This is a genomic window from Kitasatospora sp. cg17-2 (assembly GCF_054031055.1).
This window is the reverse complement of the sequence record NZ_CM132923.1, coordinates 9,107,552-9,131,378: the sequence shown is the minus strand read 5'-3', so window position 1 is coordinate 9,131,378 and position 23,827 is coordinate 9,107,552. Positions and strand designations below refer to the sequence as shown.

The window sequence follows — 23,827 nt, the reverse complement described above, 5'->3', positions numbered from 1 at the left end:
CCCCTGGCACCGGACCGGTCGGAAAGATCACCTTACTCAGGCCGGGCGGGTCGGGTCGTCCCGGTTCGCGGTGTGGGCGAGGACGGCCGGGACGACGGTGTCCCAGGTGTGCCCGGGGAAGACCTCGTGGCCGGTGCCCGGCAGGGCGAGGAAGCGGGCGCCGGGGATCTCGGCGGCCAGGGCCCGGCCGTGCTCCGGCGGGAACAGCGGGTCCTCCTCGCCGTGCAGCACCAGGGTCGGCGCGGTGATCGCGCCGAGCCGCGAGCGCCACGGCGGGCCGGCGTCGAGCAGGTAGGGGTTGGTGGACTGCGCCGCGATGTCGCGCGCGTGGTCGACGATCCGGGCGGCCAGCCGCCGCACCCCGTCCTCGTCGAACGGGCGCGAGGCGGCGGCGAAGGGGCGCTCGCCCTCGACGATCGACGCGACGAGGGCCTCCCGGGCGGCCGCGGCGTCCTGCTCCGCCTTCGCGCCCCGAGCGTCCTGAGCGTCCTGCTCGACCTGGGCGTCCTGCTCGACCCGGGCGAAGAAGGCGGCGAGCCGTTCCGACACGGGCGGCAGGTCCGGCTGCTCCTGCCCGGGGATGCCCGGCGTTCCGGAGGCGAGGGTGAGGGTCGCCACCCGGTCGGGACGGCCGAGGGCCAGGAGCTGGCCGACCGCGGCGCCCTGGGACATCCCGAGCACATGGGCGCGCCCGTGCCCGAGGGCGTCGATCACGGCCGCGGCGTCCTCGGCGAGGTCGGGCAGCGTGTACGGCGGCGCGCCGACCGGGAAGGTCGTCGAGGCACCCGCGTCCCGGGCGTCGTAGCGGACGACGCAGCGGCCGCCCGCGACCAGCCGGCGGACGAAGCCGTCCGGCCAGTTCAGCCGGCAGTGTCCCGCGCCGTGGATCAGCACGATCGCGGGATCGGCGGGATCGCCGTGGAGTTCGGCCGCCAGCTCCGCACCGTCGACCTCGACCTTCCTGATCTCGACCTCGATCTCGCTCTCGACCTGGGCCTCGACCTCGACCTCGACCGTGTGCCGGTTGTCCACCATCGGGCTCCGCTCTCCCACCGGGGCGTCGTCACGTGCGACCACGACTGTACGGAGGCCCGACGACAGGCCCGGCCCGGCACGCGCGCCCGGTCCGCCCCGATCCGCCGGGTCCTCCCCGGTCCGCCCCGGTCCGCCCGTCTGCGTATCCGGGCCGACCTGGTCATGATGGAAGGGCGGCCGACGGGCAGGAGGACACCCGATGGAGCTCTTTCCACCGATGCCGCTCGACGAGTGGCGGGACACGAAGGAGACGCTGCACCGCTTCGCCCAGGTCGTCGGCAAGATCCGGCTGGCGGCGAGCGTGCGGCGCAACCACTGGTGGAACGTGCCCTTCCACCTGACCGGGCGCGGGCTCACCACCCGGCCGATGGGACTGGCCGACGGCAACCCGGTCTTCACCGTCGACCTCGACCTCGTCGACCACCGGCTGGTCGTCACCGTGGCGGACGGCAGGACGGCGTCCTTCCCGCTTCCCGGCCACTCCGTCGCCTCGTTCCACCGGCAGACCCTGGAGACGCTGGCCGCGCTGGGCATCCGGGTCGAGCTGCCGTTCCCCCGGCCCTACCGGCTGCCCGACACCGACCGGCCGTTCGCCGAGGACGTCGAGCACGCGACGTACGATCCCGTCCTGGCGAACCGCGCCTGGCAGGTACTCGGCCAGGTCGCGCTGGTGCTGGAGGAGTTCTCGGCGCGCTTCTCGGGCAAGGCCAGCCCGGTCCACTTCTTCTGGCACTCCTTCGACCTGGCGCACACCCGGTTCTCCGGACGCGCCCTCGACCGGCCGACGGCGGCGGACCCGGTGACCCGCGAGGCGTACTCCCGGGAGCTCATCAGCTTCGGCTTCTGGTTCGGGGACGCCGACCTCGGTGAGCCGGCCTTCTACTCCTACACGGCCCCCGAACCGGAGCACCTGGCCGGGGACCCACTGGCACCCGCCGCCGCCCGGTGGGTGGAGGCCAACGGCAGCCACCTGGCCGTCCTTCGCTACGCGGAGGCCCGCACGGAGGCCGACCCGAGGGCGGCCGTCCTCGCCTTCTACGAGGCCGCGTACCGGGCCGGTGCCGTCCGGGCCGGCTGGGACGTCGACCGGCTGGCCTGCCCGGGTGGCATCACGGACCCCGGACTGTCGACCCCGCCGTCCTGACCGGCCCCGGGCCGGCCGGGCGGGTCGGTGCAGGGGCCGGTGCAGGGGTCAGTGCAGGTGCGACTGCCAGTCGGCCGGGACCTTGCCCAGCGGGCCCGGGGTCGGCTGGGCGAGCGGGTGCGCCGCCGGGGCCGCGAGTTCCGGCCCCTCGTAGTACTGCTCGGTCTCGATGTTCCAGAACCACTCCTCCCCCGGCTCGAAACTGGCCAGGAACGGGTGGCCCGCCTCCCGGGCGTGCCGGGTGCCGTGCTGCGAGGGCGAGGAGTCGCAGCAGCCGATGTGCCCGCACGCGGCGCACCGCCGCAGGTGGAACCACCACCCCGGCCCCTCCCCCGCCAGGCACTCCACGCAGCCGTCCCCGCTCGGCGGCACGGACGGGTCGATCCCCTGGTCCTGCTGGTCGTCGTCCATCGGACATACCTCCCGATCGGGGCCGGAGCCGTCGGACGTCTCCGTCCGACAACCACCGTCCGACCTCCACCATCCGACTCCGACGGAGGTTCCGCGACCGGCGGCGCCCGGGCTTGAAGCACCCGCGCGGCTGTGCGTGACTGGAGGGGAGCAGCACTCCCCGGCCGACATCGAGGTGACCCGGATGGGATTCATCGGCACGGTGGGCCTGGTCCTCCATCCCGAGCGCACCAGCGCACCCACCGTGGACACCGTGGTCCGCTGGAGCCGGGCCCGGGGCACCAAGGTCGTCGGGCTGGCGACGGAGGTGGCGCGGATCGGCTGCGAGGCCATCCCGGTGGGGGCCGAGGAGATGACCACGAGCGCCGATCTGCTGATCAGCCTGGGCGGGGACGGCACCATGCTGCGCACCATGCGGCTCGCGGCCGGGGGCCACGCACCGGTCCTCGGCGTCAACGTCGGGCGGCTGGGCTTCCTCGCCGAGGTCGACATCCCGGAACTCCCGGCCGCGCTGGACGCCATCGACGCCCACCGCTTCACCGTCGAGGTGCGCTCCGGGGTGCACGCGCGGTTCGGGACCGTCGAGGAGACGGCGCTCAACGACATCGTGCTGCTGCGCAGCCCGGGACACCGGTCCGCGGCGGTAGCCGTGCGGGTCCAGGGCCAGCCCTTCGTGGCCTACACCGCCGACGCGATCGTGACCGCCACGCCGACCGGCTCCACCGCGTACAGCTTCTCCGCCGGCGGCCCGATCGTCTCCCCCAATGCGGAGGGGCTGCTGATCACCCCGGTGGCGCCGCACGCCGCGTTCAACCGCTCGGTCTTCCTCTCCAGCGGTGAGCGGCTCGACCTGGAGGTCCTGCCGCACAGCGGGGACCTCGCCGTCGAGGCGGACGGCCGCGTGGTCGGCCATGTCTCGCCGGGCGACGTCGTCGAGGTGACCATGCTGCCCGCCGCCGCCCGCGTCGTCCGGCTCGGCCGGACCACCTTCTACCAGCGGGCGCAGCGCAAACTCCGCCTCACCGGCTCGGCGGAACCCGGCTGAACCCGGCCGACACCGGCCGACACCGGCTGCGGCGCCGCCGTCCTCCTCTAGGGTGGTGGCCGTGGAACGTGTGCTGGTCGCCGGGGTCTCGGGGGCGGGGAAGACGACGATGGCGGCCCGGCTGGCCGTGCTGCTCGACCTGCCCCGCCACGAGCTGGACGCGCTGCACCACGGCCCGGGCTGGACCCCGCGCCCCGAGTTCCGGTCGGACGTCGAGGCCTTCGCGGCGACCGGGCGCTGGGTCGTCGAGGACCAGTACACCGGCAAGCTGGGGGACCTGCTGCCGGACCGCGCCGACACCTATGTCTGGCTCGACCTGCCCCGACGGACCGTCATGCAGCGGGTCCTGCGCCGCTCGGTGGTTCGCGCGGTCACCCGGCGCGAGCTGTGGAACGGCAACCGCGAGAGCTTCCGCGGCTGGCTGGACCCGGAGCACCCGATCCGCTGGGCCTGGGCCCGGCACTCCGCGCACCGCCGGCGGACCCTGGACCGGCTCGCCGCCCACCCCGGTCTGACCGTGGTCCACCTGACCTCCGCGCGGGCCGCCCGCGCGTGGCTGCGGACGGCGGGGCGACCGGGCGCGAGCTGACGCGGGCCGCCGGAAGCCGGTCAGCCGGGCGGCGCGGTGAAGCGGTACCCGGAATCGATCAGCATCGGCAGGAAGGCCTTGAGCGCCGCGACGGTCTGCGAGCGGTCCCCGCCGCCGTCGTGGGTGAGGACGATCGCGCCCGGCCGCAGCTCCTTCTCCAGCCGCTCGGTGATCACGTCCGTCCCCGGCGTCGCCCAGTCCTGCGGGTCGACGGACCAGGCCATCGGCCGCATCCCCAGCTCGGCGCCGACCTTCAGCACCGTCGGCGACCAGCCGCCGCCCGGGGCGCGGAACCACGTCGGCGCCCGGCCGGTGAGCCGCCCGAGCAGTTCGGAGGTGCGTCCGAGTTCGTCGCGCACCTTCGCGGCGGAGAGGCCGCTCAGGTCGGGGTGGCTCCAGGAGTGGTTCGCGATGTGGTGGCCGCGCGCGGCGACCTCCCGGACCAGGTCGGGGTGGGCGGTCGCGTTCTCGCCGATGAGGAAGAAGGAGGCCCGGATCCCGTACTGGTCGAGCAGTGCCAGGACGGCCGGCGTGTACTTCGGATCCGGTCCGTCGTCGACGGTGATGGCGACCACCTTCCGCCCAGCGTCGAGCTCGTACACCGGCCGGCTCTCGGCGGCGGTCACCACGCGCGGCGAGGGTGCGGCCGCCGACGCGGACGGACTGCTGGGCGCGGGCGGACTGCTGGGCGCGGGCGGGACGCTGGGCGCGGGAGCGCCCGTGGCGGGTGCGGGGGTGCTCGGCGCCGACCCGGGGGCAGCCGTGGCAGACGTGGGCGTACCCGCCGCCGACGCGACGATGCCCGGCGCGGGCGCCGGGGTCGGTACCCCGGTCGGTGACCCGCTCGGCGACCCAGTCGGTGACCCGGTCGTTGACTCGGCCGGGGAGGGGAACACGGAGCCGGCAGCGTCCGGGGCGAGATCCGGTCCACCGGCGGCCGCTTCCTCGCCGCGGGGCGGTCCCCGGAAGTCCCCGTGGCACCCGCCGACCCCGAGGAGTGAAAGCCCGGCCCCGAGCATGAGCATTCTTCGCGAGACAATCTGACGATCGGATGGCATGCCATATGCCTGCCCGCTCCCCCGGCGACCTGTTCCGACGACCACTGCTACGGGTGCACGAGACCGCTCCGGCAGCCCAATCCCCGCGCCGACCGGGGCCCCGCCGTCGTCACTCCCCGTCATCGTCGCTGCTACGCCGCAGGGAGCAGCGGAGTTCAGCCGGTCGGGGGGCCGGTCGGGGACCTCGGGGGGACGCTCCGCCGGGAAGGCCCGCCGTAGCGTGACGACAGCCGCCCCCACCCACGGGCGGCGATCTCCACGGGTCGGCCCCCACAGCCCGCCCTCGTGCGTTCGGAGCACCCTCCCTTGAACCACTCCGCGTCACGCCGCGCCGCGCTCGCGCTCGTCCTGTCCGCCGTCGTCGCCGCCCCGCTGGCCGCCTGCGGTCCCGACCCGGCCCGCCCGCAGGCCGGGCCGCCGCCGTCCCCCGCCTCCGCCTCCGCCTCCGCGAGCGCGACGGTCGCCACCTCCGCGCCGACCGCGACGGCCGAACCGGCCGAACCGGCCGCCCGCCCGGAGCTGGCCGCCTTCTACCGGCAGCAGCCCGCCTGGAAGACCTGCGGGGAACTCCGGTGCGCCACCCTGACCGTCCCGATGGACTACCGGCACCCGGAGGACGGGAGGACCTTCACCCTGCCGCTGGTCAGGTCGGCCGCCACCGACCCCGCCGGACGGATCGGCTCCCTGGTGTTCAACCCCGGCGGCCCCGGCGGCTCCGGGGTCGCCCACCTCAAGGAGGGCGGGATCTCCTCCTTCGGCGAGCGCGTCCGGGCCCGCTTCGACATCGTCGGCTTCGACCCGCGCGGGGTCGCGGGCAGCAGGCCCGCCGTGGACTGCGGGAAGCCGGAGCAGAGCGCCGAGCCCGACCGGAACGCCGGTCCCGACCGGGACGCCGTGGTCCCCACCACCGAGGCCGGGCGTCAGGCACTGCTGACCGGGGCCGACCGGTCCGCGGCGGCCTGCGCGGCCCGCAGCGGGGCGATCCTCCCCCACGTCGGCACCGAGGACGCCGCCCGCGACCTCGACGTCCTTCGGGCCGCACTGGGCGACCCGAAGCTGAGCTACCTCGGCTGGTCCTACGGGACGTACCTCGGCGCCGTCTACGGGGAGTTGTTCCCGCGGCGGGTCCGGGCCCTGGTGCTGGACGGCGCCGTCGACCCGGCCCAGGACTGGTCGGAGCGGGTCCTCCGCTCGGGCGTGGCCTTCCGCCGGGCCGTCGACGACTACGCCGACAGCTGCGCCGCCGTGGCCGGCCGGGCCTGCCCCGCCGACTCGCCGGACGGCATCCGCAAGCTGGTCGCCGACCTGTACGAGCGGACGGCCCGCAAGCCGCTGAAGGTCGACGGCAGTGCCCGGCGGGTGGACCAGAACCTGCTGCACAGCGCCCTCACCAAGGCGATGTACACACCCGAGAGCCAGTGGAAGCCGCTCTCCGAGGCGCTGCGCAGCGCGAACCGGGGGAACGGCACCGCACTCGCCGAGCTGGCCGGCGACGCGAGCGGCACCACCGACGACGGCGGTGACGGTGGCGGCGGCAGTGGCGGGGCCGTCCCGGACAACTCCGACGCCGTGCTGTCGGCCGTCAACTGCCTGGACATCCCGCACCCCGCCGACCCGCAGGCCTACTGGAGCCTCCTCGACCGCGCCCGGCAGCAGTCCGGTGTCTTCGGCGCCTCCACCGCCCTCGCCGAACTCGACTGCCGCACCTGGCCGAAGGGCGGGACCACGCCGCACCGGGTGGCGGCCCCGGGCCTGCCGCCCGTCCTGGTCGTCGGTACCACCGGCGACCCGGCCACCCCGTACGAGGACGCGCAGAGCCTGGCCGCCCAGTTGCCGGGCGGGATGCTGCTCACCCACAAGGGGGCGGGCCACACCGCGTACGGGCGCGGCAACGCCTGTGTCGACGGTGCCGTGGACGGCTACCTGACCGGGCTGACCCCGGTGGCACCCGGCGCGACCTGCTGAGGCCGGGGGTGTCGCGGCCGACCGGATCCGGCCGCGACACCCCTCGCGTAGGGGCGGCGCGGCTCAGCCGAGCGGCAGCTCCAGGACGGCCTCCCCCTGGGCCGGGGAGGTGATCGTCGTGGTGCTGTCCGCCGCACCCGTGAAGGCGTAGAGCTTGTCCCGGCTGTTGACGACCAGGGCGAGACGGTGGCCGTCGGGCAGGTCGTAGGCGGCCGGCTGGAGCTTCCAGTCGAGGGTCAGCTCGGTACCGGCACTGAGGCCGGTGGCGGTGAAGGGCTCATGGGTGATGATCCGGGCGCCGCCGTCCGGAGCCAGGTCGAAGAGATAGGCGACCAGGGTGACGGCGTCGGCCGCCTCCGTACGGACGGCGAGCCTGACCCCGGCGGAGCCGCGGATCCGGCGGCCGCCCGCCAGCGCCTCGGTGGACCACAGCAGCAGCCGGTCCCGCTCGAAGGCCGCCGGCTCGTACTCCTTCGGGTTGCCGAACCACTCCTTCTGGCCGGTGGCCATGATCTCGTCCATCGCCGTGGCGGCGGTCTCGTGGCCCGCGGTGAAGCCCCGGCTCCAGCCCGCCGAGGGCTTGTCGGACAGGGTGCCGTCGCCGTTGCCGCCGTTCCCGCCCAGGTACCAGGCCTCGGTGCTGACGGTGGCATCGGCCCAGGAGTCGAGCGGTTCGCGCCGCGCCGGGGTGGTGATCACCCGGCCGCCGCCGAGGACCGGCGCGGTCCTGTAGGTGAACATGACCTGGCTGTTGACCACCGGCCACTCCGGCACTTCGTTGGCCGCGCCGAGCAGGTGGTGGTCCAGCCAGGCGTACGCCTCCCGGATCGGCGTCAGCAGGCCGGGGAAGGGCAGTCCGGTCGACACGCCGCTGATGCCGGTGCCCTCCGGGGCCCCGTGGTCGCCGATCCAGAGGTTCAGGTGCTTCGGGACGGTGAGCTTCTCGAAGGTGTCGATCGCCTCGCCGACCGGGAACAGGCCCTCGTGCCAGGTGTTCGAGTAGTAGGTCGGGATCCCGCGCTCGTTGGTGCGGTCCACATAGGCCTCCGGGGAGCGCTCGGTGCCCCACTCCACCACGCGGTCCATGTTCTCCCCGTCCCGGAAGAACCGGAGGATCTCCCGCGTCGGCTCGTCGAACTTGTCCTCCTCCTCGCCGCCGGTGAAGCCGACCAGCAGCCGCACGGCCTCCTCGTGCCGGGTGCCGTGGTCGTAGAGGCTGGTGGCGAGGTTCCCCCAGGTGCTCAGCGCGGCCACGACGGCGACCCGGTTGTCCTCGTCGTGCGCGGCGACCAGCTGGCTGATCCCGGAACCGTAGGACAGGCCGAGGAAACCGACCTTGTTCGGGTCGAAGTGCTCCTGCGCGAAGTCGATCACGAGCGAGCCGTCCGCCCAGTCCTTCGGACCGGCGACGTCGACGAACCCCTCGGAGGTGGACACCAGGCCCGGTGTGCCGATGCCCCGCGGGGTGTAGGCCAGCACGTGGTAGCCGCGCGCCGCCAGCGAGAGGTAGCCGAAGACGAAGGGCAGCCAGCCGTAGGGGTTCCAGCCGGCGGGCACGATCACCACCGGGCGCTGCTCGGAACCGCTCTGCCTGATCGAGAACGCCGAGAGCCCGAAGCCGTCCGCCGTGGCGATGCGGGGGAAACCGACCTCTGCGCGCTGCCGCACGCCCGCCGCCAGCTCCCGCAGCTCCTCGGGCAGCGCGGCCTCCGTCCCCGTGCCCCGGACGGCCGCGAGCAGCGCCTCGGCGACGGCGAGCACCGACGGGTTGATGTCGAGACTCGCACCGCGCCAGAGACCGTGGGTGGCGATGTCGGTGAGTGTCGCGTCGGTGACCGAGGGGGTCGGCTCTCCAGCAGTAGTCATACGAAGCGCCCTTCATTGATCAGCGGGGTGCCCGTGGCGGGCACCGTTCGGGCGAATCATGTTCCGGTACGGCGGGCACAAACTGATGACCAGTCAGCTCCACTCGAACGAGTGAACTCCGGCGGGCCCGCGTCAACACCCGCGACCGGCGCACCCGCTCATTTGCCGGCCCCCATGGTGATCCCCTCGGTGAGACGGCGGCCGAGCCAGGCGTAGAGGCCGATCATCGGCAGGATCGAGATCGACACCCCGGCGAACAGCGCGCCGTAGTCCGCGCCCGTGAACTGCTGCTGCTGGAAGTAGTTCAGCAGGGCGAGCGGCAGGGTGAAGCGGTCGTCGGTCTGGATGAACATCAGCGCCAGCAGGGTCTCGTTCCAGATCCCCATGGCGTTCAGCAGGGTCGCCGTCACCAGCCCGCCGCGGGCGAGCGGCAGCATGATCCGCCAGAACGTCATCGCCGCCGACACCCCGTCGAGGGCGGCCGCCTCCTCCAGTTCGGCCGGGAGCGAGGCGAAGAAGGCCGTCAGCAGGAAGACCGTGAACGGCAGCGAGGTCACCACGTACAGCACGAACAGGCCGAAGAGGCTGTCGATCAGTCCGAGCCGGTTCATCAGCGCGTACAGCGGCAGCACCATCACCTGGACGGGGATGCCGAGGCCGAGCACGAAGTACAGGCCGAGGCCGTCGGACACCCGGCCGGGGCGGCGGCCGAGCACATAGGCGGCCGGTCCGGCGACGACGACGGTCACCGTGGCCGCGGCGACCACCAGCAGCGCGGAGTTCGCGAAGGCGGGGCCGAACCCGCCCTCGTTCCAGGCGGTCGACCAGTTCTCGAAGTGGAGCGCGGTGGGCGGGGACCAGGGGTGCTCCATCACGTCCCGGCTGCTCTTGAGCGAGCTGAGCAGCAGGAACCCGAAGGCGAACAGGCAGAAGCCGGTGAAGAGCCAGACGGCGGCCGTCCCGGGCAGCCGGCCGAGCGCGACCGCCGCGCGACGGCGGCGGGCCCGGCGGGGCGGGGCGCTGCGGGGCGGGGCGCTGCGGGGCGGGGCGCTGCGGGGCCGGACCCCGGACTCGTCCGGCCCGGTCGCGACGGTGGTCATCGCAGGAACCTTTCGTCGAAGCGTGCGAGGGGGTTCAGAACTGCAGGGCTTCCCGGCGCATCACCCGGCGCAGCACGACCACCAGGACGGCGACGAACGCCAGGGTGGTGACGGCGGAGGCCGAGGCGTAGCCGAACTGGTTGAGCGGGGTGATCCCGCCGACGGTCTCCCCGTAGACGAAGAGGGCGTTGTTCCACTGGTAGGTGGGCGGCAGGGCGCCCTGGTTGCCGCCGAAGGCGAGGACGAACTCGAAGATCTTGACCGAGGTGATGGTCCACAGCACCGCGGCGGCGGCGGTCACGTCCCAGGAGAGCGGCAGCGTGACGTGGCGGAAGCGCTGCCAGGCGTTGGCCCCGTCGAGCCGGGCCGCCTCGTAGTAGGACTCGGGGATCCGGTCGACGCCGGACATCAGGATGGTCACGTAGTAGCCGGTGTTGATCCAGACCAGGGCGACCAGTACGGCGTTGGTCGTCCAGCTCGGCCGCAGCCACTCCACCGGGTCGATCCCCAGCGGGCCGAGGGCCTGGTTGACCAGGCCGTCCAGGTTGAGCAGCGAGCCCCAGAAGATGGCCAGCACGACGGAGGAGACGATGTGCGGGACGAAGACCACCCCGCGGATCAGCTTGCGGCCGCGCATCTCGCGGAGCATCAGCAGGAAGCCGAAGCTCAGCACGAAGACCACTCCGCCGACGCCGAACACGATCTTCAGGGTGTTGCCGAAGGCGGAGCGGAACGCGGGGTCGTGCAGCAGCTGGGTGTAGTTGCGCAGACCGGCCCAGCGCGGGGAGTTGATGCCGTCCCAGTCGGTGAGGCTGGTGTACATCGCGTACAGGGTCGGGCCGATGAACAGGACCGTGTACAGGGCCACCGCCGGCGCCACGAACGGTCCGAAGATCCGGCCGCGGCGCCGTTCCAGCGGCGACGCGGTGGCGGCGCTCACGGGTTGGCCTTCCAGAAGTCGACGGAGGCCTGCTTGGTCTGCGCGACGAACTCGTCCGCGGTGGTGACGCCCTGGATGAAGCGGACCACGTTCGGGGTGTACGCCTTGGTGGCCCAGGCGGCGTAGTCGACGAACAGCCGGGCCTGGTCGGCGTAGACCTCGTTGCCGTCGAGGGCCCGGGCGACGGCGGTGAGTTCGGCGGGCGCCGGGATGTCGGTGCGCGGGGTGATGTTCAGGGCCTTGGTCGCGATGCCCGAGAGGCGGTCCTTGTGCATGAAGTACGCGATGAACCGCTCCGCCTCGGCCGTGTGCTTGGCACTCCTGGGCACCGCGAACCCGAAGAAGTTCACGCCGACCGCGGTGTTGCCGCCGTCGATGGCGGGGAGCTGGAAGTTGCCGAAGGTGAAACCGGCGGGGATGTTGGGACGGCTCTCGCCGGGCACCCAGGTGCCGTTGAGGTAGAAGGCCGCCTTGCCCTGGGCCCAGCCGGTCTGCGCCTGGGTGCCCTGGGTGGACTCGTAGCCCTTGACGAAGTAGTTCTTGCGCAGCTGCTCGACCTTGCCGGCGGCGGCGCGGACCCTCGGGTCGTCCCAGGCGGCTCCGCTGCGGTCGGCGGCGAGCGCGCGCAGGCCGTCCGTGCCGAGCTGGCGCTGCAGGGTGAGCAGGGTCCAGTAGGGGTCGTTGCTGGGCAGGGCGATCGGGGCGATGCCGGTCGCCTTGATCGCGTCGAGCTTCGCGACCAGCTCCTCCCAGGTCCTGGGCGGGGCGGTGGCGAGGTCCGGGTAGGCGGCGGTGTTGAACCAGACGCCCTCGGTGGCGACCGAGTAGGGCACCATGAACGGCTTGCCGTCGCGGTCGTTGAGGTAGGTGCGGTACTTGTCCGGGATCACCTGGCCGACGGTGGTGTCCTCGCCGGGGATCCGCGCGGCGTACACGGACGTCAGGTCGGCGCTCTGGCCGGCCGCGACCAGGGCGCCGAGCGCGTTGACCGAGTTGTCGACCAGGTCGGCCGCGGCGCCGCCCTTCAGGGTGGGGGTGATCTTCTGGATCACCTGGCGGCCCTGCCACTGGACGGTCACCTTGATGCCGGTGTCCTCGGTGAACCGCTTGGCCACCGCCTGGATGACCTCGGCCTGCGGCTCGTTCTGGTTCCACATCGACCAGTAGGTGAAGGAGGCGCCGGTGTCACCGCCGCCTCCGCAACCGGCGAGCAGGCCCGAGGCGAGTGCGGCGGCGACGGCGGCCGCGAGGAGGCGTCCGGCGGGGAGGTGCGTGGTCGCGGGAAGGTGCGTGGTCATGGTGGAGGTCCCGTTCCGGTGATGAGGTCGTGGGGCGTGCGGACGCGGTGGTGGAGATGGGGTGGTGGCTCAGGCGGGTCACGGGGCCCCGGGCAGGCCCCAGCGGTGGGCGGAGGGCACGGTGACGGGCTCCACCACGAGGTCCGGGCGGTCCCCGGCCGAGGTCACCAGGCAGGAGGCGCCGGCCGGCAGGTCGATCGCCAGCAGCCCGTCCGGGCGCAGCTCCCAGCCGAGCGGGCCCGGTGTGCCGTCCAGCGCCGCGACCTCGGGCGGACCGGCCAGACCGCCGGGCGCGAGCAGGCACGGCTCGCCCGCCCCGCTGTGCACCCGGATCCAGCGGGTGACGCCGCCGCGCCGGCAGGCGCTGACCCGGAAGGCGCCCTCGGCGACCAGGTCGTGCACCGTGACGTCGGCCCAGGCCGCGGGGACGGCCGGGAGGATCCGCAGGACGCCGCCCCAGCTCTGCAGCAGCAGGTCGTGCAGGCTCTGCGCGCCGGAGAGCGGCGTCTCGACCACCGGGCCGGTCTCGGCGTACATGGTGTTCGGCCGGACGTGGCCGTCCAGCAGCTCGTCGATCCGGCGCAGCGCCTCGTCGCCGTCGCCGAGCAGCGCGTACATCGAGGCGGCGCCGGTGAAGCTGTAGCCGCGGAGTTCCTCGGTCAGGCCGAGCCAGTGGTCCAGGCTGCGGCGCAGAAGGTCGCGGTGGGCCGGGCGGGTCGGGTCGAGCTGGTGCAGGGGGTGGAACCAGAGCAGGTGCGAGTAGTGCCGGTGGGAGGAGGTCAGCCGTAGGTCCCGGCCGATCCACAGGCCCTCGTCGGCGTCCTGCGGCGGTGCGGCGAGACGGTCGAGGACGTCCTGCCAGGCGGGGGCGAGCGGGTCGGGCAGGCCGAGCCGGGCGGTGGTGTCGAGCAGGGTCCGGCAGCCCCAGTGCAGCAGTGCGAGGTCGTAGTTGCAGTCGGCGGTGGTCCCGTACTCCGGGGAGTAGGTGGCGGGCAGGTGCAGCACGCCGGCGTCGTCGGGGGTGAGGAAGCGCAGGTAGTAGTTGACGGCCCGGCGCAGCAGCGGAAGGACGGTGTCGCGCAGGTACGGCTCGTCCATGGTGTGCCGGTGGGCGAGCCAGGCGGTGTGCAGGGCCCAGGTGAGGTTGCCGATCTCGGGGAGGGGGTCGGTCCGCCCGGGGACGCCGGCCGGTTCGCTGCGCAGGTCGTCCTGGCTGGAGCGGCCGAGCACCAGGGCGTCGTCGCGGTGGTCCTCGGGGGTGGAGGCGAGCAGGCCCGGCGCGCCGTGCTCCAGGGCCGTGCGCAGCGAGTCGAGTTCGGGGTGGCCGGAGGCGTTGATCGGCCAGTACTCCAGTTGGACGTTGAGGTTCCACCAGGCGGCGGGCCAGGGGGTGGGCTCCAGCCAGGGGCCGTGGGTGGCCAGGACGGGCCGGTCGGCGCGGGTGGCGCAGGCCAGTTTGTAGAGCTGGATCCAGTAGAAGGACTGGATCCGGGCGTCGGGGACGGAGAGGAAGCTGCGGGGGTAGAAGGCGTGCCACCAGGCCCGGTGGGTCGCCTCGGTGACGTCGGCCTCGTCGCGCGCGGCTTCGTCGAGCGCGGCCTCGGCGGTGCGGCTCGCTGAGCGGTCGGTGGCGCTGTGGGCGACGGTGCAGCGCAGGGTCGTGGTGCCGTCCGGTCCGGTCGTGGTCCGCCAGCGGGTCTCGGTGCGGCCGCCGCAGGCGAGGTCCTGGACGCAGGCGCCGCCGTCGGGGGTGGCGGTGGTCACCGGTGGCGGGTTGTCCTCGAGCCCGGCCGGGCGCTGCTCGGGGTAGAACGCCTGCCGGGGCGGGACGGCCGGGTCGGGAGTGAAGTCCCAGGAGACCTGTTCGGCGCCGTCGGCGGGCCGGCAGCGGACGACCAGCAGGTCGCGCTCGGCGTGGACGTACGCGGTGAGCGCGACCGTCCCCCGGGTGGTGGTGACGGTGCCGGCGAGTTCGGCGTCCCGGAGCGAGAGCCGGAGGTCCACGCCGGTGACCTCGCCCAGGGTCCGCAGGGTCAGGTGGCCGATCGGCAGCCGGGTGCCGCCCCAGAGCGGGCCGCCGGTGTCCTGGTGGTCGCGGACCCGGCTGTCGCCGAGGACGAACCGGAGCCGGGTGTCCCCCTCCGGCCGGCGCACGGAGGCGGCCAGGCCGCCGTTGCCGAGGAACGGGCCGTCGTAGAAGCCGCCGGGGACGGTCCGCCAGACGGGGTCGAGGGTGCCGAGGAAGTCCCGCCAGCCGGTGCCGGCGGCGAGCCGGTCCTCCAGCGGCGGGTGGGCGGACGGGTGGGCGGTGGTCATGGCTGGTCCGTTCGGCATCAGGTGCGCGGCGGGTTGCCGGCGGGGCGGGACGGTGGCGGGGCGGGACGGTGGCGGGATCCTGGTGCGGGGCCCGGGCGTTGTCGTTGCCGCGGTTCACGACCGAGGCCTTCGAGGCGTCACGGGTGCACGCCGAATGTTGTCGATCGGCGCAATGCATCTGCCGAGACATGGGATGTACTGTCGAGCACAAGCGTCCGCCTGTCCAGCCCTCGCCGACAAGAAGCAGGGAACTGGCAGTTCAAGGCGGTGAATTCATTCACCGGAAGAAACAAGTCCGGTCGGGCAGGGCTCAATTGATGGGATGTCCTTTAGGCTGGGCCCACCCGCACAGCGCCTTCACGGCACGCTCCTGCCGTGTGCCGCCCGGCCGTCGCCCGAGGAGGCCGCCGTTGTCACTGACCGACATGGCCATCGCCCGGATCCGCGAACTGATCCGCGCCGGGGCCCTGCCGCCCGGATCCAGGCTGCCGCCGGAGCGGCAACTCGCCGCCGAGCTGGGCCTGTCCCGCAACCCGATGCGCGAGGCCGTCAAGGCGCTCGTGGTGGCCCGGGTCCTGGAGGTCCGGCGCGGCGACGGCACCTATGTGACCAGCCTGACCCCCGGCGTGCTGCTGGGGAACCTGGCCGGCACGGTGGAACTCCTCACCGGCGACACCCTGGTGGAACTCATCGAGACCCGTCGACTCCTCGAACCGGCCGCCACCGAACTCGCGGCGGCCCGGATCGACGACGCGGCCCTCGCCGAACTGGCCCGCCACCTCGACGCGATGCGGGCGTCACGGCACAGCCCCGAACAATTCAACCTGCACGACGCCGCCTTCCACCGCACGGTCGCCGCCGCCACCGGCAACGAGACACTCGTCACGCTGCTGGAGGGGATCGCCGGCCGCACCCTGCGGGCCCGCGTCCGGCGCGGGACCGTCGACGGCGGCGCCGCCGATCGGGCCGTCGCCGAGCACGAGGCGATCCACCGGGCGCTGGCCGCCCGGGACGTCCCGCTGGCCCGGGCCGCCGCCCTGATGCACGTCACCACCACCGAGAACTGGCTCCGGACGCACCTCCGCCGACCGGAGGACGGTGACCGGGCCACGACCCCGGCGGGGACGGCCCGGATGGCACCCTGACCTGCCACCCGCCCCGTCGGGACCACCGAACAGCCTAGGTTCCGTCCGGGCGATCATGTGCGGAGCCAGATGACGAGGGCTGCTGCGGTGACGGTGCCGAGGTAGACGTATCCGCGTTTGTCGTATCGGGTGGCGACGGCTCTGGCGTGCTTGAGCTTGTTGATGGCCCGTTCGACGGTGTTGCGTTTCCTGTACCGCTCCTCGTCGAAGCCCGGCGGTCGCCCGCCGCGTGAGCCTTTGCGCAGGCGGACGGCCCAGCTGTCGGTCTTCTCCGGGATGGTGTGCCGGATGCCGCGCCTGCGCAGGTAGTCGCGGCATGGCCCGTTGCTGTAGCCCTTGTCGGCGGCAAGGCTGTCGGGCCTCTTGCGAGGCCTGCCCGGACCGCTCCGCGGGACACGGATCTTCTCCAGCACGGGTTCGAACTGCGTGCAGTCCGCCCGCTGTCCCGCGGTGATGACCAGGGACAGCGGGCGGCAGCGGCCGTCCGCGCTCAGGTGGACCTTGGTGGTGAACCCGCCCCGCGAGCGGCCCAGGCCCTCGCCTCCGCCACCACCTCCGCCAGGCGGGCGACGAGGCTCTGCCACGGCGTCTCGACCTGGTGTTCCCCCGGCCCAGCCCCCTTTGAATCAAGGGCTGGTGGCAGATCGGTACGGGCACCGGCCGCGTGCTGGTGGGCCCGGACGATGGTGGAGTCGACCGAGATGTCCCAGTCGATGTCGCCGGCCTCGTCCGCTTCCGCCTGGACCCGCTGGAGCAGACGCTCCCAGGTGCCGTCTGCCGACCACAGCCGATGGCGCTCGTAGACCGTCTTCCACGGCCCGAACCGCTCGGGCAGGTCACGCCAGTGCACACCGGTCCGTACCCGGTGCAGAATCCCGTCGATCACCTGCCGATGGTCCCGCCACCGACCGCAACGCCTGTTGCTGACCGGCAGGAACGGCCGCAGCCGTTCCCACTCGGCATCTGTGAGATCTCCCCGCCCCATGCCCGGACCAACGAGCAAGGCAGGCGATAGTCACATGATCGACCGGACAAGTCCTAGGCGGCCCGCGACCCGGCCGACCAGGCACGCCGACACCTGTTCCGACCCACCCGGCCGGACTACGCACGATTCACGCACAGGTCGACAGCGTCGCAACCCGATCGTGTCCGACCGTCAACTCGCCACCGCTGGAACAGCTGTGACGGAATGACCTCTCGGTCGAGCTCCGCATGCTCCTGACGCATCGTCACATCCGGAGCCGGGGCCGGGGGGACACGCCCCGCCCCTGCGCGCCCGCACTCCTGCCGGCGCGCCCCCGCCGCAGCCGACCACGGCCCCCACCCCGCCCGTCCTCCCCGGGCCGTCGCCGTGGCCGCCTGCGGTCCACCCAGGAAAGGGACCCGATGAACCGCACCACCCCCGGACGCGAACTCGTCCTCGCAGCCGCCCTGCTGGCCCTCACGGCCGGCCTCGTCACCGCCACCTCGACCCCGGCCTCCGCCGCGACCCCCGGCAGCTGGACCTCCGTCCAACCCGGTGCCACCCCCACCGGCTGCGACGGCGTGCGCGCCACCGTCGCCCTGGACGCCAACGGCACGCCCACCCTCGGGGCCGACTGGAACTGCCGGCAGGTGCTGCGCCCCGCCCCGATCGGACTCGTCACCACCACCACCGACTTCAGCACCGGCCTGGCCTTCGTCGGCCGGACCGACCGGACCTTCACGGAGACGTACACGACCGTCAACGGGAACTCCCGGAGCCGCACCCGCACCGCGACCGAGACCCGGCTGGTCCTCGCCAAGGGCTCCGAACGCCTCACCGTGCACGTCCGGACCTCCCCGGACGGAGTGGCGCTGCGCTACGAACTCCCGGGCGCGGCCACCGTGCTGCGGGAGACCACCTCCTTCGAGCTCCCGACCGACGCCCAGCTGACCCGCGCGCCGTTCGACGACGGCCACGAGCAGGTCTTCAGCACCTCCGCGGTGTCCGCCGCGGCCGGCGGCGAGTACGACATGAGCCTGTTCGGTCAACTGGCCAACGGTGCCCGCGTCCTGCTGTCCGAGTCCGGCGTCGACGGCGGATACTCCGGCGGGCGCTTCGCCCACACGGCGGGCACCGGCCGCTTCACCGTGACGCTCAAGGACGCACAGGTGGTTCGGACCGCCGCGTTCACCACGCCCTGGCGGGTGGCCGCGCTCGGCACCACCGCGACCGTCGTCGAATCGACCCTGGAGGACGACGTCGCACCGGCCTCCAAGGTCGCCGACACCTCCTGGATCAAGCCCGGGATCGCGGCCTGGCCCTGGTTCGACGGCTTCCACGCCACCCAGGCGGACCTCGGCAAGCTGAAGGGCTGGGCCGACTACGCCTCCTCGCAGGGCTGGCCGTACCTGCTGGTCGACGACGGCTGGAAGGGCGTCAGCTGGATGCCCGACCTCGTCTCCTACGCGCGGGCCCGGGGGGTGGGGGTCATGCTCTGGTACAACTGGAAGGACCTCGACACCCCCGCGAAGCGCGCCGCCGAGTTCACCAGGCTCGGCCAATGGGGCGTCGTCGGCGTGAAGATGGACTTCATGGGTTCCGAGAGCCGGGCGCGCCAGCAGTGGTACGACGAGGCGCTCGCCGACGCCGCCGACCACAGGCTGATGGTCGACCTGCACGGCTCCCGCCTCCCGGTCGGCGTGAGCCGCACCTGGCCGAACGTCCTGACCTCGGAGGCCGTCCGGGGCGAGGAGTACAGCACCGGCCGCCCCCTCGGACACGTCACGGCGATACCGTTCACCCGCGGCGCGCTGGGTGCCGCGGACACCTCGCCGATGAGCTTCCAGCGGGAGAACCCGGACAGCGACGCCGCCGAACTCGCCCTCGGTGTCCTCTACGAGAGCGCGCTGATGCTGCCCGGCAGCACCGTCTCCGACTACCGGGCCAGGCCCGAGGCGCAGCGCTGGATGCGGCAGGTGCCGACCGCGTGGGACGAGACCAGGTTCGTCCAGGGCGACCCGGTCGGCGGCTCGGTGATCGCGCGACGGAACGGCGACCGCTGGTTCGTCGGCGCGATCACGGGCGGCGGCGCCGGCACCATCGCCTACCCGACGGCCTTCCTCGGCGGCGGGACCTGGTTCGCCGAGATCACCACCGACGGGCCGAACGGGCTCGTGCGGACCAGCCGGGTGGTCCGGGCCGGGGACACCCTGAGCGTCCCGAACGTCGCGCACGGCGGGCACGCCGTCAAGCTCACCAAGGTCGCCGCCCTGCCCGCCGGCCACCGCAGCCTCACGGTGGCCGGCAGCACGGACGCCCTCGCCGTCGACGGGCCCGCGGGCTGCGACGTGCCGGTCGTCCGGGCCCCGCGCGACGGCAGCCCCGCCCGCACCTTCGAGCTCCGGCCGCTCGGCGACGGCTACGTCCGGATCGTCAACCGGGGCAGCGGCGAGGACGTGGTCGTCTTCCGCGCCTCGCGCGACGCCGGCGGCAGGATCGTCCAGTGCGGCTACGCCACCGGGGAGCACACCAACGACGAATGGCTCGCGGAGGACGCGGGCAACGGCCGGATCCGCCTCGCCAACCGCTACAGCGGCCTCTACCTGACCGCCCCCGGCGCGGTGGGCGGGCAGTTCGAGCAGCGGCCGCTCGACGGCTCGGGGGCGCAGCTGTTCACGGTGGACTGACCCACCACGTCACCCGGCACCGCCTCACTCGGCGCCACTGTCACTCGGCACCAGCGTCACCCGGCGCCGTCGGAAAACCGACAGCGTCGGGTGACCGCCTTCGCGCGGCAGCAGGGGCCGATGCCCTGGTCGGACGGTCCGTCACCGCTCCGCCGGGCCGCCCGGTCGGTCGGCCCGGCGGTCCGACCGCGAGGTCCGACCGTCCCAACTCCCTTGACGCATCGCGGTCATGACGGTCTCCTATGTGGGATTCCTTTGGAATCTGTTTGATTGAGTCGGAATTCCACCCCCAGGAGATCCGCTGTGCCCACCCGCACACCCCTTCGCCGCTCCATCGCCTCCCTGGCCGCCCTGACCCTGTCCGTCGGCGGCTGGCTCCTCGGCGGCACCGCCGAGGCAGCGCCACCCCTCCCGCCGGAGCCGGCCGCCGCCCGGAGCGCCGCGCCCGACGGCGGCACCCTCGCCCCCACCCCGCCGATGGGCTTCAACAACTGGAACTCCACCCAGTGCGGCGCCGGGTTCGACGAGGCCATGGTCAAATCGATCGCGGACCTGTTCGTCTCCGAGGGCCTGCGGGACGCCGGCTACCGCTACGTCAACCTCGACGACTGCTGGGCCCTGCCGCAGCGCGACGCGGCCGGCAACCTCGTCCCCGACCCGGTCCGCTTCCCGAACGGCCTCAAGTCGCTCGCCGACTACGTCCACGGCAAGGGTCTGCGGTTCGGCCTCTACTCCACCGCCGGGACCAGGACCTGCAACAGCAAGGGCTTCCCCGGCGGGCTCGGCCACGAACGGCAGGACGCCGCCCTGTGGGCCTCCTGGGGAGTCGACTTCCTGAAGTACGACAACTGCGGGAACCAGGGCCTCGACGCCCGCACCCGGTACCGTGCGATGAGCGAGGCGCTGCGCGCCACCGGCCGGCCCATCCTGCTCAGCGTCTGCGAGTGGGGCCAGAACAAGCCGTGGACCTGGGCGCCCGCCCTGGGCGAGATGTGGCGCACCACCCTCGACATCAGCGACACCTGGTCCCGGATGATCGGGCTGGCCCACCAGAACCAGAAGCTCGCCCCGTACGCCGCCCCGGGCGCCTGGAACGACCCGGACATGCTGGAGGTCGGCAACGGCGGGATGACGGACACCGAGTACCGCACCCACTTCAGCCTCTGGGCCCAGATGGCGGCCCCGCTGCTGATCGGCACCGACCTGCGCACCGCGGACCGGGCCGCCTACGACATCCTGCTCAACCGGGACGTCATCGCCGTCGACCAGGACCCGCTCGGCCGGCAGGGGGTCGTGGTCTCCTCGGCCGGCGGCCTGGTCGTGATGGCCAAACCGCTGGCGGACGGCAGCGTCTCGGTGACCCTCACCAACGAGACCGCGGCCACCGCGACGGTCGCCACCACCGTCTCCGCGGTCGGCCTCGGCAACGCCGCCTCGTACGAGGTGAAGGACCTGTGGTCGAAGGCGACGAGCAGTACGACCGGTGCCGTCGCCGCCGCCGTCCCCCCGCACGGCACCGTGATGTACCGGGTCGCCCCGGGCACCCAGACACCCGCCCCCGACGGCACCCGTCCGCTCTCCGACCGGTCGTGGTCCCAGTCCTACAACGGCCACGGACCGGTCGAGCGCGACCGCAGCAACGGCGAACGCCCGGCCGGGGACGGCCGCACCCTGTCGCTGCGCGGCACCACGTACGGGCGCGGACTGGGCACGCACGCGCCCAGCGAGGTCGTGTACTACCTGGGGGGCCGCTGCGAGCGGCTCACCGTGACGGTCGGCATCGACGACGAGTCGGGCGCGGCCGGCACGGCCGTGTTCCAGATCTGGCGCGACGGCACCAAGGTCGCCGACAGCGGCCGGCTGACCGGCGCGGACCCGGCCAAGGTCCTGACCGCCGACCTCACCGGCGGCGAACGGCTGCGGCTGGTCGTCACGGACGCCGGCGACGGCATCGACCACGACCACACCGACTGGGCCGATCCCCGGCTGACCTGCTGACACCGCCCCCGGCCGACGGCCCGCTCAGTCCTTGTCGGCGACCTCGTGGTCGGCCTGGGCGCTGATGTGGGCCTTGGCCGCCCGCGCCGCCGCGTCCGGGTCGCGGCGGCGCAGGGCGGCCACGATCCCGTCGTGCTCGGCGATGACCTGCGCCCAGTTCTCCGGGTCGACCGGGGCCGAGACCCGGTGACGGCGGACGGTGAGCAGCAGCTGGTCCGTCAGCTCGGCCAGGATGCGGTAGCCGGCGGCCTCGGCGAGGATCCGGTGGAACTCGGAGTTGAGTTCCGGCAGGCGCTGGAGCGAGTTGGTGCCGAGGCGGCCGCGCATCTGCTGCTGGACCGATTCCAGCTCGGCCAGCTGGGCGTCCGTGACGCGCTCGGCGGCGAGCCCGGCGACCAGGCCCTCGATCGCCTCGCGGGCCAGGAAGACGCCGCGCATCTCGGCGGCGTCCACCACGGCGACGGTCACCCCGGAGTGCACCCGGGACACCACCAGTCCGTCCGCCTCCAGCCGCTTGACGGCCTCCCGGACGGGGATCTTGCTCACGCCGAGGTTCCGGGCGAGCTCATCCATGTTGATGCGCTCGCCCGGCTTGAGGTCCCCCTCGGCGATGGCAGCCCGGAGGCTGTCGTAGACGAGGTCGGCCTTGCTCTTCACCACGGGCAGCCGTGCCCAGTTCGCCTGTGTCACCCCCTCATCGTATGCGATATGCCTGCGACGCCGAAGGGTGGGCGGGGTCAGGCGGAGCGGACCCAGAACTCGATCGAGAGCGGGGGGACGGTGAGGGCGAGCGTCGGGCCGTTCACCGTGCTCAGGGGCCGGTTGTGAACGGTCGGTCCGAAGCGGTGGCCCTGGAAGGCGGCGGCGGTCCCGGTGTCGACGGTGTAGGTGAACGGGGTGGTGGCCGAGCGGTTGGTGATCGCGAAGACCTGTTTGCCCTCGGGCGTCCGCCAGGCCATGATCCGGTGGTCCCGGTAGGGGGTGCCGTCGTCGTGGACGGGCTCCTCGACGTGGTGGCGCACGGAGTCCCAGGGCAGGTAGCGGACGAAGCCGGCGACGGCGTTCCAGTTCTCCGGGTTGACGTCCCAGTGGCCGGGCCGGATGTGCGGGTGGTGGCCGAAGTCGGTGTCGTGCGGGGGCCGCCAGAAGCCGAGCGAGTAGCCCTGCGACTCCGCGTTGGTGGTGGGCTTCAGGGCGTGCAGCCAGAACCAGGTGGGCGAGTTCTGGAAGGTCATCCAGTTCATGATCGACTGGGCGGTGTTGAGCGTCCGGTCGAACGGGCTGGTGGGGCGGAGGTACTCGAACTCGTTGTTGAGGACGAGCTTCCCGGCCGCCCCCGAGGTGAAGTCCTCGGTGATCTGCTGGTTGCTGTCCGAGCCGATCCGGTGGAACGTCCAGGCGTCCACGTAGGAGAGCGCCCGGGGATCGGCGAGGAGGGCGCGGCCGCGCGGGCCCTTCCAGCCGTGCTGGCTGTCGGCGTGGATCATCACGTTCGGGTACTTGGCCCGGATCTTCGGCGCGACCGCCTTGAAGGCCGCGAGGTACTGGGCGGCGTCGTAGGTGCAGGAGGAGTAGTCGGTGGACACGTCCGGCTCGTTCTGCAGGCCCCACATGGTGATCGGCACGCCGCGGGCGGCCAGGTGGTCGAGGTCGGCGACCATCGCGTCGCCGAGCCGGTCGAGGAAGGCCGGGTCGAAGGAGGCGAGGGTGCCGCCCTTGACGAGGGAGCCGTTGGACTTCCAGCCCGGCGCGGGCGACCAGTACTCGGCGGCCACCCCTTCGATGCCTGCCTCCCGGACCATCTCGGCCAGCAGCTCCGTCTGGCCCGGGTAGCGGTCCACCAGGTGCTTTCCGGTGGCGTCCAGCCCTCGGTGGTAGAGGCCCAGGGCCAGACGGCAGTAGCGGAAGCCGCGATCGGCGCGGACCTTGAGGATCTGCCGGTAGAAGCGGGTGCGCTCATCGGGCGTGAGGTCGAACGGCACGCCGCTGACCAGGTCGGGCAGTCCCTTGTTGCCGGAGCCGATCGAGTCCGACTGGATCTCGAAGCCCAGACCCAGGATCGTCTGCCGGGCCCCGTCGTCGTAGCGGATGCGGTAGCTGCCGGAGTCGATCCCCGCGGCCCGCGCGGCCGGGAGCCGTAACAGCGGTGCGGCCGCGGCGGTCGCGCCGCCGACGGCGGCGCCGCGCAGCAGGGTCCGGCGGCTGACGGGGCTCGGTTCGGGTCGGTGCGTCACGGATCCTCCTGGGTGGTGGGGGTGGCACGCGA

General features: G+C 73.3%; 18 protein-coding genes. 7 read left to right on the top strand and 11 right to left on the bottom strand.

Translation table 11 applies throughout. The annotated features are described in order from the left end of the window. Window positions 1-36 precede the first annotated feature (36 nt). On the bottom strand, window positions 37-1,077 hold the full coding sequence (locus tag ACW14Y_RS38335) for an alpha/beta fold hydrolase (RefSeq protein ID WP_456985103.1): 1,041 nt from the start codon (window positions 1,075-1,077) through the stop codon (window positions 37-39). Between the two features lie 157 nt (window positions 1,078-1,234). Between ACW14Y_RS38335 and ACW14Y_RS38330 the strand changes: the two genes are divergently transcribed. Next, entirely contained in the window at window positions 1,235-2,179 is a 945-nt protein-coding gene (locus ACW14Y_RS38330) for a DUF5996 family protein (RefSeq protein WP_456985102.1), read from the top strand. Window positions 2,180-2,227: 48 nt separating this feature from the next. Here ACW14Y_RS38330 and ACW14Y_RS38325 read toward each other — a convergent pair whose 3' ends face one another. After that, window positions 2,228-2,590, bottom strand: coding sequence for a UBP-type zinc finger domain-containing protein (locus ACW14Y_RS38325; protein WP_380303598.1), 363 nt, complete (start codon window positions 2,588-2,590; stop codon window positions 2,228-2,230). Window positions 2,591-2,774: 184 nt separating this feature from the next. Between ACW14Y_RS38325 and ACW14Y_RS38320 the strand changes: the two genes are divergently transcribed. Both ACW14Y_RS38320 and ACW14Y_RS38315 read left to right on the top strand, forming a co-directional pair. Next, the gene (locus tag ACW14Y_RS38320; protein ID WP_380303600.1) at window positions 2,775-3,635 is read left to right on the top strand and encodes an NAD(+)/NADH kinase; all 861 of its coding nucleotides are present in this window, start codon (window positions 2,775-2,777) and stop codon (window positions 3,633-3,635) included. A gap of 61 nt (window positions 3,636-3,696) precedes the next feature. After that, window positions 3,697-4,224 carry an adenylate kinase gene (locus ACW14Y_RS38315; RefSeq protein ID WP_456985101.1) on the top strand — a complete coding sequence of 176 codons (528 nt, stop codon included), beginning with the start codon at window positions 3,697-3,699 and terminating at the stop codon, window positions 4,222-4,224. Window positions 4,225-4,244: 20 nt separating this feature from the next. Here the strand turns inward: ACW14Y_RS38315 and ACW14Y_RS38310 are convergent, their stop codons facing one another. After that, on the bottom strand, window positions 4,245-4,853 hold the full coding sequence (locus ACW14Y_RS38310) for a polysaccharide deacetylase family protein (RefSeq protein ID WP_456985100.1): 609 nt from the start codon (window positions 4,851-4,853) through the stop codon (window positions 4,245-4,247). Window positions 4,854-5,588: 735 nt separating this feature from the next. On the opposite strand from ACW14Y_RS38310, the gene ACW14Y_RS38305 reads away from it, so the two are divergent. Beyond that, window positions 5,589-7,247, top strand: coding sequence for an alpha/beta hydrolase (locus ACW14Y_RS38305; protein WP_456985099.1), 1,659 nt, complete (start codon window positions 5,589-5,591; stop codon window positions 7,245-7,247). 63 nt (window positions 7,248-7,310) lie between these two features. On the opposite strand, the gene ACW14Y_RS38300 is transcribed toward ACW14Y_RS38305, so the two are convergent. The 5 genes from ACW14Y_RS38300 to ACW14Y_RS38280 all read right to left on the bottom strand — a co-directional run bounded on the left by ACW14Y_RS38300 (window position 7,311) and on the right by ACW14Y_RS38280 (window position 14,767). Beyond that, window positions 7,311-9,113 carry a CocE/NonD family hydrolase gene (locus ACW14Y_RS38300; RefSeq protein WP_456985098.1) on the bottom strand — a complete coding sequence of 601 codons (1,803 nt, stop codon included), beginning with the start codon at window positions 9,111-9,113 and terminating at the stop codon, window positions 7,311-7,313. 158 nt (window positions 9,114-9,271) lie between these two features. Next, a complete protein-coding gene (locus tag ACW14Y_RS38295) occupies window positions 9,272-10,213 on the bottom strand; it encodes a carbohydrate ABC transporter permease (RefSeq protein ID WP_456985097.1) in 942 nt (313 codons plus the stop codon). Window positions 10,214-10,247: 34 nt separating this feature from the next. Next, complete coding sequence (locus tag ACW14Y_RS38290; RefSeq protein ID WP_456985096.1) at window positions 10,248-11,153, bottom strand: carbohydrate ABC transporter permease; 906 nt, start codon at window positions 11,151-11,153, stop codon at window positions 10,248-10,250. Next, window positions 11,150-12,451 carry an ABC transporter substrate-binding protein gene (locus ACW14Y_RS38285; RefSeq protein WP_456985095.1) on the bottom strand — a complete coding sequence of 434 codons (1,302 nt, stop codon included), beginning with the start codon at window positions 12,449-12,451 and terminating at the stop codon, window positions 11,150-11,152. The genes ACW14Y_RS38290 and ACW14Y_RS38285 overlap by 4 nt, the downstream gene beginning before the upstream one ends. A gap of 78 nt (window positions 12,452-12,529) precedes the next feature. After that, a complete protein-coding gene (locus ACW14Y_RS38280; RefSeq protein ID WP_456985094.1) occupies window positions 12,530-14,767 on the bottom strand; it encodes a glycosyl hydrolase family 95 catalytic domain-containing protein in 2,238 nt (745 codons plus the stop codon). Window positions 14,768-15,177: 410 nt separating this feature from the next. Here ACW14Y_RS38280 and ACW14Y_RS38275 point away from each other — a divergent pair, with 410 nt between their 5' ends. After that, entirely contained in the window at window positions 15,178-15,912 is a 735-nt protein-coding gene (locus tag ACW14Y_RS38275; RefSeq protein ID WP_456985093.1) for a FadR/GntR family transcriptional regulator, read from the top strand. A 53-nt stretch (window positions 15,913-15,965) separates the two neighbouring features. Here ACW14Y_RS38275 and ACW14Y_RS38270 read toward each other — a convergent pair. After that, a protein-coding gene (locus tag ACW14Y_RS38270; protein WP_456985092.1) for an IS5 family transposase occupies window positions 15,966-16,897 on the bottom strand; the annotation gives its coding sequence in 2 pieces (ribosomal slippage) (window positions 15,966-16,454 and window positions 16,457-16,897; 930 coding nt in all). Between the two features lie 401 nt (window positions 16,898-17,298). Between ACW14Y_RS38270 and ACW14Y_RS38265 the strand changes: the two genes are divergently transcribed. Continuing rightward, window positions 17,299-19,563: a glycoside hydrolase family 97 catalytic domain-containing protein gene (locus ACW14Y_RS38265; RefSeq protein ID WP_456985091.1), complete on the top strand. Its 2,265-nt coding sequence runs from the start codon at window positions 17,299-17,301 to the stop codon at window positions 19,561-19,563. A gap of 303 nt (window positions 19,564-19,866) precedes the next feature. Then, window positions 19,867-21,561, top strand: coding sequence for an NPCBM/NEW2 domain-containing protein (locus ACW14Y_RS38260; RefSeq protein ID WP_456985090.1), 1,695 nt, complete (start codon window positions 19,867-19,869; stop codon window positions 21,559-21,561). Between the two features lie 24 nt (window positions 21,562-21,585). On the opposite strand, the gene ACW14Y_RS38255 is transcribed toward ACW14Y_RS38260, so the two are convergent. Together ACW14Y_RS38255 and ACW14Y_RS38250 are read right to left on the bottom strand one after the other, a co-directional pair. Continuing rightward, entirely contained in the window at window positions 21,586-22,251 is a 666-nt protein-coding gene (locus ACW14Y_RS38255) for a GntR family transcriptional regulator (protein WP_380303621.1), read from the bottom strand. Window positions 22,252-22,298: 47 nt separating this feature from the next. Further along, window positions 22,299-23,795, bottom strand: coding sequence for a hypothetical protein (locus ACW14Y_RS38250; RefSeq protein WP_456985089.1), 1,497 nt, complete (start codon window positions 23,793-23,795; stop codon window positions 22,299-22,301). Window positions 23,796-23,827 lie beyond the last annotated feature (32 nt).